This window comes from Curtobacterium sp. MCLR17_034, from assembly GCF_003234485.1.
Taxonomy (GTDB): Bacteria; Actinomycetota; Actinomycetes; order Actinomycetales; family Microbacteriaceae; genus Curtobacterium; species Curtobacterium flaccumfaciens.
Window position 1 is genome coordinate 84,494 of sequence record NZ_QKTH01000016.1, and the last position, 12,616, is coordinate 97,109.

A 12,616-nucleotide genomic window follows, 5' to 3' on the forward strand; every position below is an offset into this window, starting at 1 on the left:
TACCTCATCACAAGGGGGAACGACCGGTTCCGGCGATGTCCACAGCGGGCACACCGAGTTCGTGCGACAGGAACCGCCACATCCAGGACAGGGCGACCGTGTTCGTCAGGCCGGGCACGCCCTGGGCGATCTGGGTCGCGACGCCGTCGCTGTACGCGGCGAGCTGCAGCGCGACGGTGTCGGCGTCGACGGGGTCGCCGCCGTCGCTGCCCTGGCGTGTGCCACCGAACACCCCGGCGTCCACCCCGCGCCGGATGACCCGCACCAGGCAGGCCTCCCAGACGCGGATGCGTTCGGCGTACTCGGCGGCGACCTCGGGCCGCCGGACCACCGCGGTCCAGTAGTCGGACCAGATCCGCCAGTGCTGCCGGACCTGCTCGGTGTCGCCGAACAGCGGCGCGACGAGCATCCGCAACCCCACGAGCACGTCGGGTTCGGCGTCGACGGCCGCGACGATGGCGCCGTAGAAGCGCTCCGTCTCGAGCACCACGACCTCGTTGAGGATCTCCGCGACACTGCCGAAGTGGTACGTCACGGTGCCGACGGAGACGCCGGCCTCGGCCGCGATGTCGCGCAGTCCGGTGGCACCGACACCGTTCCGGACGATCACCGCGCGGGCGGCCTCGACGATCATCGCGCGCCGGACCTCCGGCCGCTGCCGGACGCGTGCCGCCGCGGTCACGCCGAGGTCCGCGGGACGTCGTCGACGAAGGTCCGCTCGGTGACGAGCACCTCGGGTTCGTCGGGTCCGCCGTCGCGGGCCCAAGCGCGCACGGTGTTGACGACGTGGAAGGTGTCGGCGTCGGCGGTGACCTCGGACGTCGTCTCGAGGCGCGCGGCCCACTCCGGCTTCGTCAGCCCGATCGCCCAGCGGGAACTCGCCCGTGCGCTGGTCGGGTCGTCGGAGCGGATCCGGTACGTCTCGCGGGCGTCCTCGGTGAACACGAGGCCGTCCGGGTAGACGCGTCCGCCGCCGTACCCGGGATCGACGTCGAGCGTCCACTCCCCCGTCTCGACGTCGTGCGTCACCGTGCGCTGCGGCAGCGGGTCGGCCGGCGCGACGCGCTCGATCACGAGGGGCTCGGACCGTTCGGGCTCGGCGAAGGCCACCCCGTCGTCGGTCTCCCGGGTCCAGGTGGGCAGGGTGACGCTCGAGGTGGTCGGGTCGATCATCACGGTGGCCTCGACGCCGTGCGGCCACACCCACGGCCAGTACGACGAGGAGACCGCGATGCGCAGCCGGTGTCCGGCGGCGAACCGGTGTCCGGTCGAGACCAGGCGCACGGGCAGGTCGGCGGGTGTCCCGGGCACGAGCACGTCGTCGCGGTCCATCCCGTCGCGCTTCGCGGCGTTCAGCACCCCGCGCGTGACGAGCGTCGACGAGCCGTCCGGTGCGACGTCGCAGAGCCGCACGGTCAGGGTGGCCCGGGGCTGGTCGCTCGTGACGGACAGCCGAACGAGCACGTTGCCGAGCAGGTCGAACGCCTTGCCGACGGGCAGGTCGAAGGTGACCGACCGGCCGTCCTCGGCGCGCTGGTCCGTCGGCAGGTCGGTGGCGTTGCCGAACGGGAAGAACCGACCGGCGTCCACCCCGGTGTGCTGCGGCGACCGCACGACGACCGGCCCGAGGTCACCGCCGCGCAGGGCGGCGAGGGGCAGGACACGCTCGTGGGTCGCGGCGGAGGGCCACGCCTCGGCACCGATCCAGCGACCGCGGCGGCCGGCGTAGTAGGGCGCGGGGGCTTCGCCCTCGTTGATCCAGGCCCGCAGTGCGGGGTCGTCCTCGACGCCGGTGTCGACCCCGCGCAGCCAGCGGTCCCACCACCGCAGGGTCTCCTGCAGGAACCCGATCGACGGCCCCGGCGCGAGTCCACGGTCCGGGTACTGGTGCGACCACGGGCCGACGATGCCCTTCACGGGGGCGCTGACGTGGTCGACGAGCCGGAGCACGGCGTCCCGGTAGGGGTCCGCCCACCCGCCGACCGCGAGCACCGCGGCGCGGATGCCGTCGTAGTCCTCGGCCGCGCTGCCGTGCCGCCAGTAGTCGTCGCGCTCCTGGTGCGCGAGCCACACCGGCGTCATCGGGCGGTTCGCCTCGAGGCGTTCCCCCCACCGGTCGATCCACCCGGCACCGACGACCTCGGGCCGTGGCGGCCGCGAGTTGAAGGCGAACATCGTCGCGCCCCAGGCCGCCATGTCGATGCCGAGCACGGCGCCGCCGACGTAGTGCACGTCGTTGTCGTACCGGTCGTCCGTCGAGCAGACCGTCACGATGGCCTTGAGCGCGGCGGGTGCCCGGGCCGCGAGCTGCAGCGCGTTGAAGCCGCCCCACGAGATGCCGAACATGCCGACGGCACCGGTCGACCACGGCTGCTCGGCGAGCCAGGCGATCACGGCTTCGCCGTCGAGCAGCTCCTGCTCGCTGTACTCGTCGTCGAAGAACCCGTCGGACGACCCGGTGCCGCGGATGTCGACCCGCACCGAGGCGTACCCGTGCTGGGCGTACCAGGGGTGCCGCTCCGAGTCGCGCGGTGCGGTCCAGTCGTCGAGCCGGTACGGCAGGTACTCGAGCAGCACCGGCGTCGGGTCGCTGGGCGCACCCGACTGCGTCGGCGACTGCGACGGCGCCCAGATCCGGGCGTGCAGCCGGACACCGTCGGGCATCGGGATCCACTCGTCGCGGACCGTCACGCCCGCGGGCAGCGAGCCAGGGTCGCCGATGGCGGTGAAGGTGGTGGCGGCGGTGCCGTGGGCGGTGCCGTCGTCGGTGGTCATGCGTCCTCCCAGTTGCGGGTGCGGTGTCCGTCGCCGTGGTCGGTCCAGCCGTCGGCGTGCCGCCAGCGCGGCACCCCGTCACCGACGTCGGGCAGGGTCGTGCTGCCGGGTTCGAGCGTCGCCGCGAGCAGCGTCGACGTGTACGGGTGGTTCGGGCCGGTGAACACCCGCTCGGTCGGTCCGATCTCGACGATCCGCCCACCGGTCATCACCGCGACCCGGTCCGCGACACCCCGCACCACCGCGAGGTCGTGGCTGATGAACAGGCAGGCGAGGCCGCGCTCGCGCTGCAGGTCGGCCAGCAGCGCGAGAATCCCCGCCTGCACCTGCACGTCGAGCGCGGTGGTGATCTCGTCGGCGATCACGAGCGACGGCTCGGCCGCGAGTGCGCGCGCGATCCCGACGCGCTGTCGCTGCCCACCGGACAGCTGCGCGGGCAGCCGGTCGGCGAACTCCGGCCCGAGCCCGACCTGGCTGAGCAGTGCCCCGACGCGATCGCGCGAGGACGAGCCGCTGAACAACCGGAGCGGCCGCGCGACGGCTGCGCCCACGGTGCGCCGCGGGTTGAGCGACGTGTCCGCGTTCTGGAACACGAGCTGCACGGCACGCCGCAGGGCGGGCGCGCGACCGGCGATCGGCTCGCGCAGGTCGCCGCTCGTCGCGCCGTCGTCGTACGTGAACGTCCCCGACTCAGCCGGGACCAGTCCGGCCAGCGCCGTCGCGAGCGTCGACTTGCCGCTGCCGGACTCGCCGACGACGGCGAGCGTCTCGTGCGCGGCGATCGTGAACGAGACGCCGTCGACGGCGGCCGGCAGGCCGCGGCCGTAGCGGATCACCAGGTCGTCCGCGGTCACCACGGGGCGGGCGGGACTTCCGGGAGGCACGGTGCCGGTGGCCGTGGAGCCGACCGTCCCGGGGGCGGTCGCGTCGTCGGGCACGTGGCCCGTCCCTCTCCCCATCGGCACGGCCGACTCGCCGCTGGCGCGTCGATCCGGAACCGGCGACGTGGGCCCAGGCCGTCGCCCGTCCGGCACCGCGGCCAGCAGGGCGCGCGTGTACTCGTGCTGCGGTGCGGCGAAGAGCGCCGTGGTGGCGGCGTGCTCGACGACCTCGCCGTCGCGCATCACGGCGATCTCGTCCGCCATGGCGGACACCACCCCGAGGTCGTGGCTGACGAGCAGGACGGCCATGCCGAGCTGCCGACCGAGGTCGGCGACCAGGTCGAGGACCGCGGCCTGCGTGACCACGTCGAGGGCGGTGGTCGGTTCGTCGAGGACGAGCACGCGCGGTCGGGCGGCGACGGCCATCGCGATGGCGATGCGCTGCTGCTGCCCGCCGGACAACTGGTGCGGGTACCGGCGGACGATCCCGTCGGGGTCCGGCAGCCGGACCAGCCGGACCAGCTCGGCGACGCGTTCGGGGCCGTCGGGCTCGCCGTGGGCGCGGAGGGCCTCGCGGATCTGCTCGCCGACGCGCATCGACGGGGTGAGCGCCTGTCCGGCGTTCTGGGCGACGACCGAGGCGGTGCCGCCGCGGAGCGCCCGGCGGCCGGCCGGCGACAGGGCGAACACGTCGGCGCCGTCGACGCGGACCGTCCCGCCGTCGATCGCCGACCCGGCGCGCAGGTGTGCGAGGAGCGTTCGCGCGACGGTCGACTTGCCGCTGCCGGACTCGCCGACCAGGCCGAGGGTGCGACCGGCCTCGATCGCGAACGACACGCCCCGGACGACGGGGACGCGCCGTTTGCCGGCGGCGTACGAGATGGACAGGTCGTCCACGCGGACGATCGCGTCGGGCACGGTCGCCGTCGCGGCGGACGTCGTGCCGGTGTCGGTGCGGGTCATGCGCTGACTCCCTGCTTGGCGCGGTCGACGCCGAGCGACTTGCTCAGGCCGTCGGCCGCGAGGTTCAGTCCGATCACCAGCGTGGCGAGGGCCACGATCGGGGCGAGGGTGCCGAGCGGCACCACGGTGAGCGCGGTGCGGTTCTCCTGCACCATCAGGCCCCAGTCCGGGGTCGGTGGGTTCGCGCCGAAGCCCAGGAAGGACAGCGACGCGACGAGCAGCACGATCCACGAGGCCCGCATCGCGTACTCGACGAGCACGACGTCGAGCACGTTCGGCAGGATCTCGCGGAACACGATCGACAGCGGCCGCTCGCCCCGGGCGCGGGCAGCGGTGACGTAGTCCTGGGTGATCACGGTGCGGGCGGCGCCACGGACGACCCGGGTCACCGCGGGGGCGTAGACGACGGTGACGGCGAGGACGATGACCCAGAGGCCGGCGTCGAAGACCGTCACGACGACCAGGAGCGCGAGGATCGACGGCACGCTGAGCAGGGCGTCGACGACGCGCATGACGACCTCGTCGAACCAGTTGTCGGCGTAGGCCGTGACGCAGCCGAGCACCGTGCCGACCGCGACGGCGATCGTGGTGGCGAGGAAGGTCACGGACAGCGCGTACCGGCCGCCGTTCAGCGTGCGGGACAGCACGTCACGCCCGTACTGGTCGGTGCCGAGCCAGTGCGTCCACGTCGGACCGGCGAGCACGTCGCCGGCGTTCGTGGCGACCGGGTCGTGCCCGGCGATGACCGGCGCGAGCAGGGCGAGGACGACGTGCAGGGCGATGAGGCCGAGGCCGATGCTCAGCGCCGTCGATCCGCGCAGGGGTGCGAGCGCGCCGGCGAGCACGTCGCGTCCGACGCGGCGGCGGGGTGCGGTGGCGGTCATGCGGCGGCCTTCCTGGTGCTGCGGGCGCTGCGGGTGCGCGTGCGCGGTCGTCGCTGGCGGGTCCGGAGCTTCGGGTCGAGTGCGAGCGCGACGAGGTCGGCGGCCAGGTTGCACACGACGTAGATCAGGGCGCTCAGCAGGGCGATGGCCTCGATGGTGGGCAGGTCGCGGTTGAACACCGACTCGAGCATGAGCTTGCCCATGCCCGGGTAGTTGAAGACGTTCTCGACCACCACGACGCCGCCGAGCAGCCACGCGACGTTGAGCGCGACGACGTTCAGCGTCGGCAGCAGGGCGCTCGGCACCGCGTGCTTCCACACCACCCGGCGCATCGTCAGGCCCTTGAGCTCGGCCGTCGTGACGAACTCCGACGCCATCACGTCGATGGTCGACGAGCGGGCCGTCCGCACGATGTAGGCGGCCATCGCGAGCGTCAGCACGATGATCGGCAGCCAGATGGTGGGCAGCAGCTCGGCGACGGTGGCGTCGCTCCCCCGCAGCACGACGGCGGGGAACACGGGCAGGCCGATCGCGAACAGCAGCACCAGGACGGTGGCGACCATGAACTCCGGCACGCTCATCACGACCAGGCTGACGATCGAGATGACCTTGTCGCTCGGACGGCCGCGGCGGACACCGGCGACGACACCGAGCGTCAGGGACACCGTGACGCCGACGAGCATCGCGGGCACGGCGATGAGCATGCTGTTCCGGAAGGCCGTGAACAGCGTCGGGGCGACCGGTTCGCCGCTGACGAGCGAGGTGCCGAAGTCGCCGTGCACGGCGCCGCCGAGCCACTGCAGGTAGCGGAGCCAGACGTTCTGGTCGAGGCCGAGGGTCTCGCGCAGTTGCTTGACGGCGTCGGGGGTGGCGTTCTGCCCGAGCAGCTGCTGGGCGACGTCACCGGGGAGTGCCTGCACCGCGAGGAACACGAAGAGCGAGGCGAGCACCACGGTCAGCACGGCGATGCCGACGCGGCGGAGGACGGGGACGAGGACGTCCGACGGTGTGTTCGTGGTCGTCATCGGCGCAGTCCGATCCGCAGGTAGTCGAACTCGAAGCCGTACTCCGAGTAGTTCACGACGTCGCGGGACAACCCCACGAGCCGGTCGCCGAACATCGGCGTCATGTCGGCACCGTCCTCGACGACGAGTCGCTGGGCGTCCTGGTACAGGCTGAGTCGCTTGGCGTCGTCCATCTCGGCGCGGGCGTCATCGAGCAGCCCGTCGAAGGTCTCGTTCGACCAGGCGCTCTCGTTGTACGACGACCCCGAGCGGAAGATCTGGTTGAGCAGCTGGTCGATCGGCCGCCCCGTGAACCAGTAGCTCACCATGAGCGGCTTCTGCATCCAGATCTGCGTGTAGTACGAGTCCGAACTCGCGTTGCGGACGGTCAGACGGATCCCCGCGTCGGCGACGGCGTCGCGGTAGGCGACGGCCATCGGGGTGAACACCGACTCGTAGCTCGACGTGTAGATCGCGGCGCGGAAGTCCTCGTGCCCGGCCTGCTTGAGCAGCGCCCGGGCCTTGTCCGGGTCGTACTCGCGGTGGTCGTCGACGAACGCGGCGAGCTGCGGCGGCACGGGGTTGTCCCAACCCGCCGAACCGGTGCCCTGCAGGGCGGTGTCGACGATCTTCCGAGGGTCGTAGGCGAGCTTCATCGCCTGGCGCACCCGCGGGTCGCTGAACTCGTCGCTGGTGGCGAGCATCGGGATCGTGTACCACTGGGCGTTCTTCGACCGGGCGACGGTGGCGCGGTCGGACGCCGAGACCACCCGGGCGGTGGCGAAGTCCAGGTTGGTCTGCGAGATGAGGTCGATCTGCCCGGCGAGCAGGGCGTTCACCCGCGCGGTGGTGTCCTGGATCGAGTAGAAGTCGATGCCGTCGAGCGCCGGGCGGCCGGCGAAGTGGTCCGGGAACGCCTCGACGCTGCCGGCACCGGCAGGGGTGAACGACGACACCCGGAACGGCCCCGTCCCGATCCCGGTGCGGCCGATGTCGGCGATGGCGTCGGCCGGCACGATGTAGCACTGGTAGGCGGTGAGCAGCGACGGGAACTCGGCGTTCGGCTTCGTCAGCGAGAAGCGCAGCGTGTACGGGTCGACCGCGCGCATCGAGTCGGCGTCCATGACCTCGCCGAGCACCCCGGCCTGCGGGCTGCCGGTCTTCTCGTCGAGGATGTGCCGGATGCTCGCGATGGCGTCGTCGGCGGTGAACCGGGACCCGTCGTGGAAGGTCACGCCCCGGCGGAGCGCGAAGGTCCACTCGGTGCCGTCGGCGTTCGCGGACCACTCCTCGGCCAGGTCCGGCACCGGCGTGCCCTGCTGGTCGAGCTTGACGAGCCGGTTGTACAGCGCGCCGAGGTACTCGTAGGCCGACAGCGAGCTCGCGGAGTCGAGGGTCTCGGCGGCCGACGCCGCAGGCCGTGCGATGCGCAGGCGTCCGCCGCGACGGGCGACGCCGGTGGCCGCGGCCTCGGGGATCGTGGGGGTGCCGGCGGACGCGCCGGAGCTGCATCCGGCGAGCGTGAGCAGGCCGAGGCCGGCCAGACCGGCGGCGCCGGTGATGAGCGCCCGACGGCTCGGACCGTGGGCATTGCGGGGTTCGGGGACGATGGGCTGCATTCGGGGTGACCCCTCCTGTAATCGTTCCGGTGAACGATAGAGGTCCCGCGTCGATCCCCCAAGCCCGCTCCTGACGCGTGGGTCGCCACCGCGTCCGACCAGATCGGCGAGCCTGCGCGGATCCGCCGCCGCGCACGACCGTTCCGTCCTCGGGTGGAACGTTTACCAACCCGTTACACGGCACCGCCCGCCACACGGCATGATCGGGAACGCACCGACGTCCCCGAGGAGGACCATGGCCACGTTCACCCGCGGGTTCGGCGGTCGCCGCGACGACCGCGACGACACCCGCATCCCGCCCGGTCAGACCCTGGTCCGCGACTGGCCAGTCCTGTCCGCCGGGGCGACGCCCGACATCGAGCCGACCGACTGGGCCTTCTCGATCCGCACCGAGTCCGGCCTGCACCAGTGGACCTGGGACGAGGTGCACGCACTCGGCGTCGAGGACGTCACGGTCGACATCCACTGCGTCACGCACTGGACCAAGCTCGACATGCCGTGGCGGGGTGTCCCGCTCGACCGCCTGTTCGAGGACGTCGAGACCGAACTCGACTACTGCATGGTGCACAGCTACGGCGGCTACACGACCAACGTCCCGCTCGACGAGCTGCTCGACGGGAAGTCCTGGATCGCGTTCGAGGCCGACGGCGAGCCCCTGACGCCCGAGCACGGTGGGCCCGCCCGCCTGCTGGTCCCCCACCTGTACTTCTGGAAGAGCGCCAAGTGGGTGCGCGGCATCGTCATGCAGTCCGACGACGAGCCCGGCTTCTGGGAGAACGCGGGCTACAACCTGCACGGCGACCCGTGGAAGGAAGAGCGGTACTGGTGACGCTCCCCGACACCGGCCTGGAGGCACGGATCACCCCCGTCGCTCGTCCCGCCACCCGCAGGCGGCCGGCCTGGTACGCCGCCACCGTCGCGTCCGTCGGCCGCGAGACGACGAACGCGCGCCGGATCGTCCTCGACGTCCCGACCTGGCCGGGCAACGACCCCGGGCAGCACCTGGACCTGCGGCTGACCGCCGAGGACGGCTACCAGGCACAGCGCTCGTACTCGATCGCGTCAGCTGGCCCCGCGACCGACGTCGTCCTCGCGGTCGACCGGGTGGACGGCGGCGAGGTCTCCCCGTTCCTCGTCGACGCCGTCGAGGTCGGCGATGCACTCGAGGTCCACGGCCCCCTGGGCGGCTGGTTCGTCTGGCGGCCGGGCGAGTCCACCCGGCCGGTGCAGCTCATCGCCGGCGGCTCCGGCATCGTGCCGCTCGTCGCGATGGTGACCGCGCACGCCGAGGCGGACGACCCGACGCCCTTCCGGCTCCTCGCGGCCGTCCGCACACCGGACGACGTCTTCTTCCGTGCGGAACTCGACCAGGCGCTCGCGAGCCGGGCACCGCTCGAGGTGACCCACGTGTACAGCCGCACCGCGCCTCCAGGCTCGACCGTGCCGGCCGGACGGCTGACGCGGGACACGCTCGCTGCCGCGGTGTTCCCGCCGGACGCGGGCGCCCTGGTCTACGTGTGCGGGTCGACGCCGTTCGTCGAGCAGGTGCTGCGCTGGCTCACCGAGCTCGGACACGACACCAGCGACGTGCGCGCCGAACGGTTCGGGGGCAACTGATGGTCGTCGTGGACGGCAACGCGCTGGCGGGGACACTGGCCGACAGTCTGGGACCCGAGCCGACCGTGGTCGCCCTGCGCTGCGCCGGGTGCGGGTCGCTCGGGGTGCTCGGGCAGACCACCGTCTACCGCACCGCGATGGGGTCGGTGGCGCGCTGCCGCGGGTGCGACACGGTGCTCGTCACGGTCGTCGAGTCCGGGGCCCGACGGTGGGTGGGGTTGCCCGGCGCCCGCACGATGTCGGCGCCGATACCGGACGGCATCGAGTAGCACAAGGCTCGAGCGGCGGGTCGTGCGGGTTTCTTGCGGGTTCCCGCAACCGTGGATCCGGTTCCCACCCGAACGGGGGACGGCTCCGGATACATCCTCGGAACTGCGCCGGGCCACCCACCCGGCGCGTACCAGTGGGGGCATGGTCGCCTCCGCGCCCGGTGGGCGCGGGAACCCGAAGCCTGCGCCCGCCGGGCCCCCACGCCTTCGGTGCCGCGACGCCCCCAACGACGGAACCCCCGCCGCTCTTCCGAGCGACGGGGGTTCCGGTCTTCCTGTTCTGAGCGGATGACGAGATTCGAACTCGCGACCCTCACCTTGGCAAGGTGATGCGCTACCACTGCGCCACATCCGCATTCACACGCCGTCCTGGCCGTGCGGAGATGACTCTACCCGAAGAAGGGCGGCATCACTGGTTCCGGTGAAGGTTCCGGGCGTGTCCGGCGCGGCGCGGGCCGTCCGTCAGGTCGACGGAGTTCGATCGGACCATGAGCTACGTGCACGACAATCCCGGCGGGACCGAGGCCCACGGCGTCGACCTGGTCGACGGCGACGCCCCCGCGATCCGGATCCTGGTGCACGGCGACCTGCCGACCACGATCGAGCACGAGGGCCGCACCTGGCTCGCGACGGGCGACGCCCACGACGCGGGCGACGACGACACCCCGCCGATCGCGATCTACCGCCCGGTCTGAACCGACCCAGGGCGGCCCGGTCAGTGACCGCGGACGTCGCCCGTCAGGATCGCGTGCTCGACACCCGCTGACAGCTCGTCGTGCAGGGCGTCCGCGAAGAACTCGCCGGCACCCAGGCTGATGAGGTGCGCGACCGCGGCCTCGGCGGCCGGGAACCCGGGCTCCCACTCGTCGTGCAGGAACGCGCGGACGTGTCCGGACTCGTGCACGACGACCACGCCGATGTGCTCGTGCCGGGTGCCGTCCTCGAGCACGGCGTCGAAGACGATGGGCTCGGTGTCCTCGCCGAGTTCCTCGAGCACGACGGTACCGGTGCCCGGCCACTCCGTCCGGTACGGCGGCAGGTCGGGTGCGTGCAGGTGCCCAGCGAGCTCGTCCGACGCCGACTCGATGTGTCCGGTGGACAGGTACTCGTCGACGACGTCGTGGATGCGGGCGTGCAGGTCCGGCTCGTACTGCCACCAACGCTGGTGGACGGTGCGCAGCCACTCCTGGGTCGCGGCGTCGGCCGAGGCCGAGATCCCCACGAGCTGCGGTGCGGTGCCGGGCGAACCGACGACCTCGAGCTGTTCGTCGTGCGTCTCCACCGTGATCGACCCGGTGGCCTCGTCCGGGTGCACGCCGTGGACGTCCTCGGGCGCGGCGGCCCAGATGCTGGCGGGGAGCTTCGGCGGCAGGTCGAACGGCACCGCGATCGCGGGTTGCGTCATCGCGTGGTCGATCGCGTCGCCGAGGTGCACCTCGTCCGCCCGGGACCCCATCACGATGCCACCGGCCGGCGGCGCGAGCGACAGGTGTTCCAGGTCGTCCGGCGCGGCGTTCATCGAGGTGAGCACCGCGGTGTCGGCCCACTGCACGAACGCCCCGGCAGACCGGTCGTCCTCGCCGAACGGCACGTCCCACACCGTCGGGTCCGTGAGCACCCACGATGCGGTGCGACCGGCCGGTCCGTGGCGGACGGCGTCGACGATCGCCGGCACCAGTCCGGGCAGCCCCCGGTACGCGGGACGGACCGTGAGCCGGTCGACCGCGAGCAGGTCGGGCTTGCCGAGCATCTCGGCGGCGTGGGTCTGCAGCGAGAAGAACGTCTCCCCCGTCGCGTCCTGCGCGGCGACGGCGGACGCGAAGGACCCCGCGACGTCGGAGACCTGGTAGCCGAGCACCAGGGCCTCGAGCGACTCCGGTGCACGGCTCGTGAAGGCGGTGACCTCGGCGACGGAGACCGCCTCGGTCTCGTCGTCGTCGGTGATCGGGACGCGGACGTCGATCACCCACCGGTCGACGTCCTGCCCGGGGTAGGCGTCACCGTCCTCGTCCGAGATCGTGATGTGCACCAGGCGCAGGGAACCGTCCCAGGCGTCGTGGACGTGCTGGGCGATGGCGGCATCGGGGTCGTCGTTCACGGACGCAACGGTACCGGTGCGGAGGGCCCCGACCGGAGCCGCGTGCCCGAGGAGGCGTAGGCGGAGCACGACGGGCACCGCGTCAGCAGGTCGTGGGTGCAGTCGATCACGTGCTCGAGGAACCGCTCGGCGTCGGCCAACTGGTCACGCTGCGCCCGGATCTGACGGAGACGCTCGGTGATCACGCCGGACCGGTCGGGTGCACTCCGTCGGAGCACCAGCCGGATCTCCGCCAGGCTCATGCCGACGCCCTGGCAGGCCCGGACGACCTGCAGGCGACGGACGTCTTCCTCGGAGTACTCCCGGTGACCCGACGGCGCTCGATCGGGGACGACGACCCCCGTGTCGTGCCAGTGCCGCAGCACGTGGACCTCGACGCCGACCCGCCGAGCTGCTGCACCGATCCGCACCGCGCCCCGTTCGTTCCTCTTGACCTCAGGTCGACCTGAGGTCCTAGCGTGCGACCATGCTGCCACGCCGAGCCCCCCTCCCCGTCCCCGTCCACC

General features: G+C 72.5%; 12 protein-coding genes and 1 tRNA gene. 4 read left to right on the plus strand and 9 right to left on the minus strand.

The window, feature by feature from the left end; all coding sequences use genetic code 11:
- Positions 1–7: 7 nt before the first annotated feature.
- From DEI98_RS14745 to DEI98_RS14770, 6 genes are read right to left on the minus strand one after another with little or no spacing between them, the layout of a single operon-like run.
- A complete protein-coding gene (locus tag DEI98_RS14745) occupies positions 8–682 on the minus strand; it encodes a TetR/AcrR family transcriptional regulator (RefSeq protein WP_071403870.1) in 675 nt (224 codons plus the stop codon).
- Complete coding sequence (locus DEI98_RS14750; protein ID WP_111101147.1) at positions 679–2,775, minus strand: CocE/NonD family hydrolase; 2,097 nt, start codon at positions 2,773–2,775, stop codon at positions 679–681. The genes DEI98_RS14745 and DEI98_RS14750 overlap by 4 nt, the downstream gene beginning before the upstream one ends.
- Positions 2,772–4,619 carry an ABC transporter ATP-binding protein gene (locus tag DEI98_RS14755; RefSeq protein ID WP_111101148.1) on the minus strand — a complete coding sequence of 616 codons (1,848 nt, stop codon included), beginning with the start codon at positions 4,617–4,619 and terminating at the stop codon, positions 2,772–2,774. Before DEI98_RS14755 ends, DEI98_RS14750 begins: the two co-directional genes overlap by 4 nt.
- The gene (locus tag DEI98_RS14760) at positions 4,616–5,503 is read right to left on the minus strand and encodes an ABC transporter permease (protein ID WP_071244656.1); all 888 of its coding nucleotides are present in this window, start codon (positions 5,501–5,503) and stop codon (positions 4,616–4,618) included. Before DEI98_RS14760 ends, DEI98_RS14755 begins: the two co-directional genes overlap by 4 nt.
- Positions 5,500–6,528, minus strand: a complete 1,029-nt coding sequence (locus DEI98_RS14765) for an ABC transporter permease (RefSeq protein WP_111022881.1) — start codon at positions 6,526–6,528, stop codon at positions 5,500–5,502. The genes DEI98_RS14760 and DEI98_RS14765 overlap by 4 nt, the downstream gene beginning before the upstream one ends.
- Complete coding sequence (locus DEI98_RS14770; RefSeq protein WP_111101149.1) at positions 6,525–8,126, minus strand: ABC transporter substrate-binding protein; 1,602 nt, start codon at positions 8,124–8,126, stop codon at positions 6,525–6,527. Before DEI98_RS14770 ends, DEI98_RS14765 begins: the two co-directional genes overlap by 4 nt.
- A gap of 235 nt (positions 8,127–8,361) precedes the next feature.
- On the opposite strand from DEI98_RS14770, the gene DEI98_RS14775 reads away from it, so the two are divergent.
- From DEI98_RS14775 to DEI98_RS14785, 3 genes are read left to right on the plus strand one after another with little or no spacing between them, the layout of a single operon-like run.
- A complete protein-coding gene (locus DEI98_RS14775) occupies positions 8,362–8,955 on the plus strand; it encodes a molybdopterin-dependent oxidoreductase (protein WP_111022879.1) in 594 nt (197 codons plus the stop codon).
- A complete protein-coding gene (locus tag DEI98_RS14780) occupies positions 8,952–9,743 on the plus strand; it encodes a ferredoxin reductase (protein ID WP_111101150.1) in 792 nt (263 codons plus the stop codon). Before DEI98_RS14775 ends, DEI98_RS14780 begins: the two co-directional genes overlap by 4 nt.
- Positions 9,743–10,012: a DUF6510 family protein gene (locus tag DEI98_RS14785; RefSeq protein ID WP_111101151.1), complete on the plus strand. Its 270-nt coding sequence runs from the start codon at positions 9,743–9,745 to the stop codon at positions 10,010–10,012. The genes DEI98_RS14780 and DEI98_RS14785 overlap by 1 nt, the downstream gene beginning before the upstream one ends.
- A 283-nt stretch (positions 10,013–10,295) precedes the next feature.
- Here the strand turns inward: DEI98_RS14785 and DEI98_RS14790 are convergent.
- Positions 10,296–10,367, minus strand: a tRNA-Gly gene (locus DEI98_RS14790).
- A 133-nt stretch (positions 10,368–10,500) separates the two neighbouring features.
- On the opposite strand from DEI98_RS14790, the gene DEI98_RS14795 reads away from it, so the two are divergent.
- Complete coding sequence (locus DEI98_RS14795; protein ID WP_027465565.1) at positions 10,501–10,707, plus strand: hypothetical protein; 207 nt, start codon at positions 10,501–10,503, stop codon at positions 10,705–10,707.
- Between the two features lie 20 nt (positions 10,708–10,727).
- On the opposite strand, the gene DEI98_RS14800 is transcribed toward DEI98_RS14795, so the two are convergent.
- Both DEI98_RS14800 and DEI98_RS14805 read right to left on the minus strand, forming a co-directional pair.
- The gene (locus tag DEI98_RS14800; RefSeq protein ID WP_111101152.1) at positions 10,728–12,110 is read right to left on the minus strand and encodes a hypothetical protein; all 1,383 of its coding nucleotides are present in this window, start codon (positions 12,108–12,110) and stop codon (positions 10,728–10,730) included.
- Positions 12,107–12,520 (minus strand): MerR family transcriptional regulator, encoded by a 414-nt coding sequence (locus DEI98_RS14805; protein ID WP_111046070.1) that lies wholly within the window; start codon positions 12,518–12,520, stop codon positions 12,107–12,109. Before DEI98_RS14805 ends, DEI98_RS14800 begins: the two co-directional genes overlap by 4 nt.
- Positions 12,521–12,616 lie beyond the last annotated feature (96 nt).

Bases quoted from the DNA above. Each gene is read 5' to 3' on its own strand.
- DEI98_RS14750 (WP_111101147.1), bottom strand. From the start codon at position 2,775: ATGACCACCGACGACGGCACCGCCCACGGCACCGCCGCCACCACCTTC.
- DEI98_RS14755 (WP_111101148.1), bottom strand. From the start codon at position 4,619: ATGACCCGCACCGACACCGGCACGACGTCCGCCGCGACGGCGACCGTG.
- DEI98_RS14760 (WP_071244656.1), bottom strand. From the start codon at position 5,503: ATGACCGCCACCGCACCCCGCCGCCGCGTCGGACGCGACGTGCTCGCC.
- DEI98_RS14765 (WP_111022881.1), bottom strand. From the start codon at position 6,528: ATGACGACCACGAACACACCGTCGGACGTCCTCGTCCCCGTCCTCCGC.
- DEI98_RS14770 (WP_111101149.1), bottom strand. From the start codon at position 8,126: ATGCAGCCCATCGTCCCCGAACCCCGCAATGCCCACGGTCCGAGCCGT.
- DEI98_RS14775 (WP_111022879.1), top strand. From the start codon at position 8,362: ATGGCCACGTTCACCCGCGGGTTCGGCGGTCGCCGCGACGACCGCGAC.
- DEI98_RS14785 (WP_111101151.1), top strand. From the start codon at position 9,743: ATGGTCGTCGTGGACGGCAACGCGCTGGCGGGGACACTGGCCGACAGT.
- DEI98_RS14795 (WP_027465565.1), top strand. From the start codon at position 10,501: ATGAGCTACGTGCACGACAATCCCGGCGGGACCGAGGCCCACGGCGTC.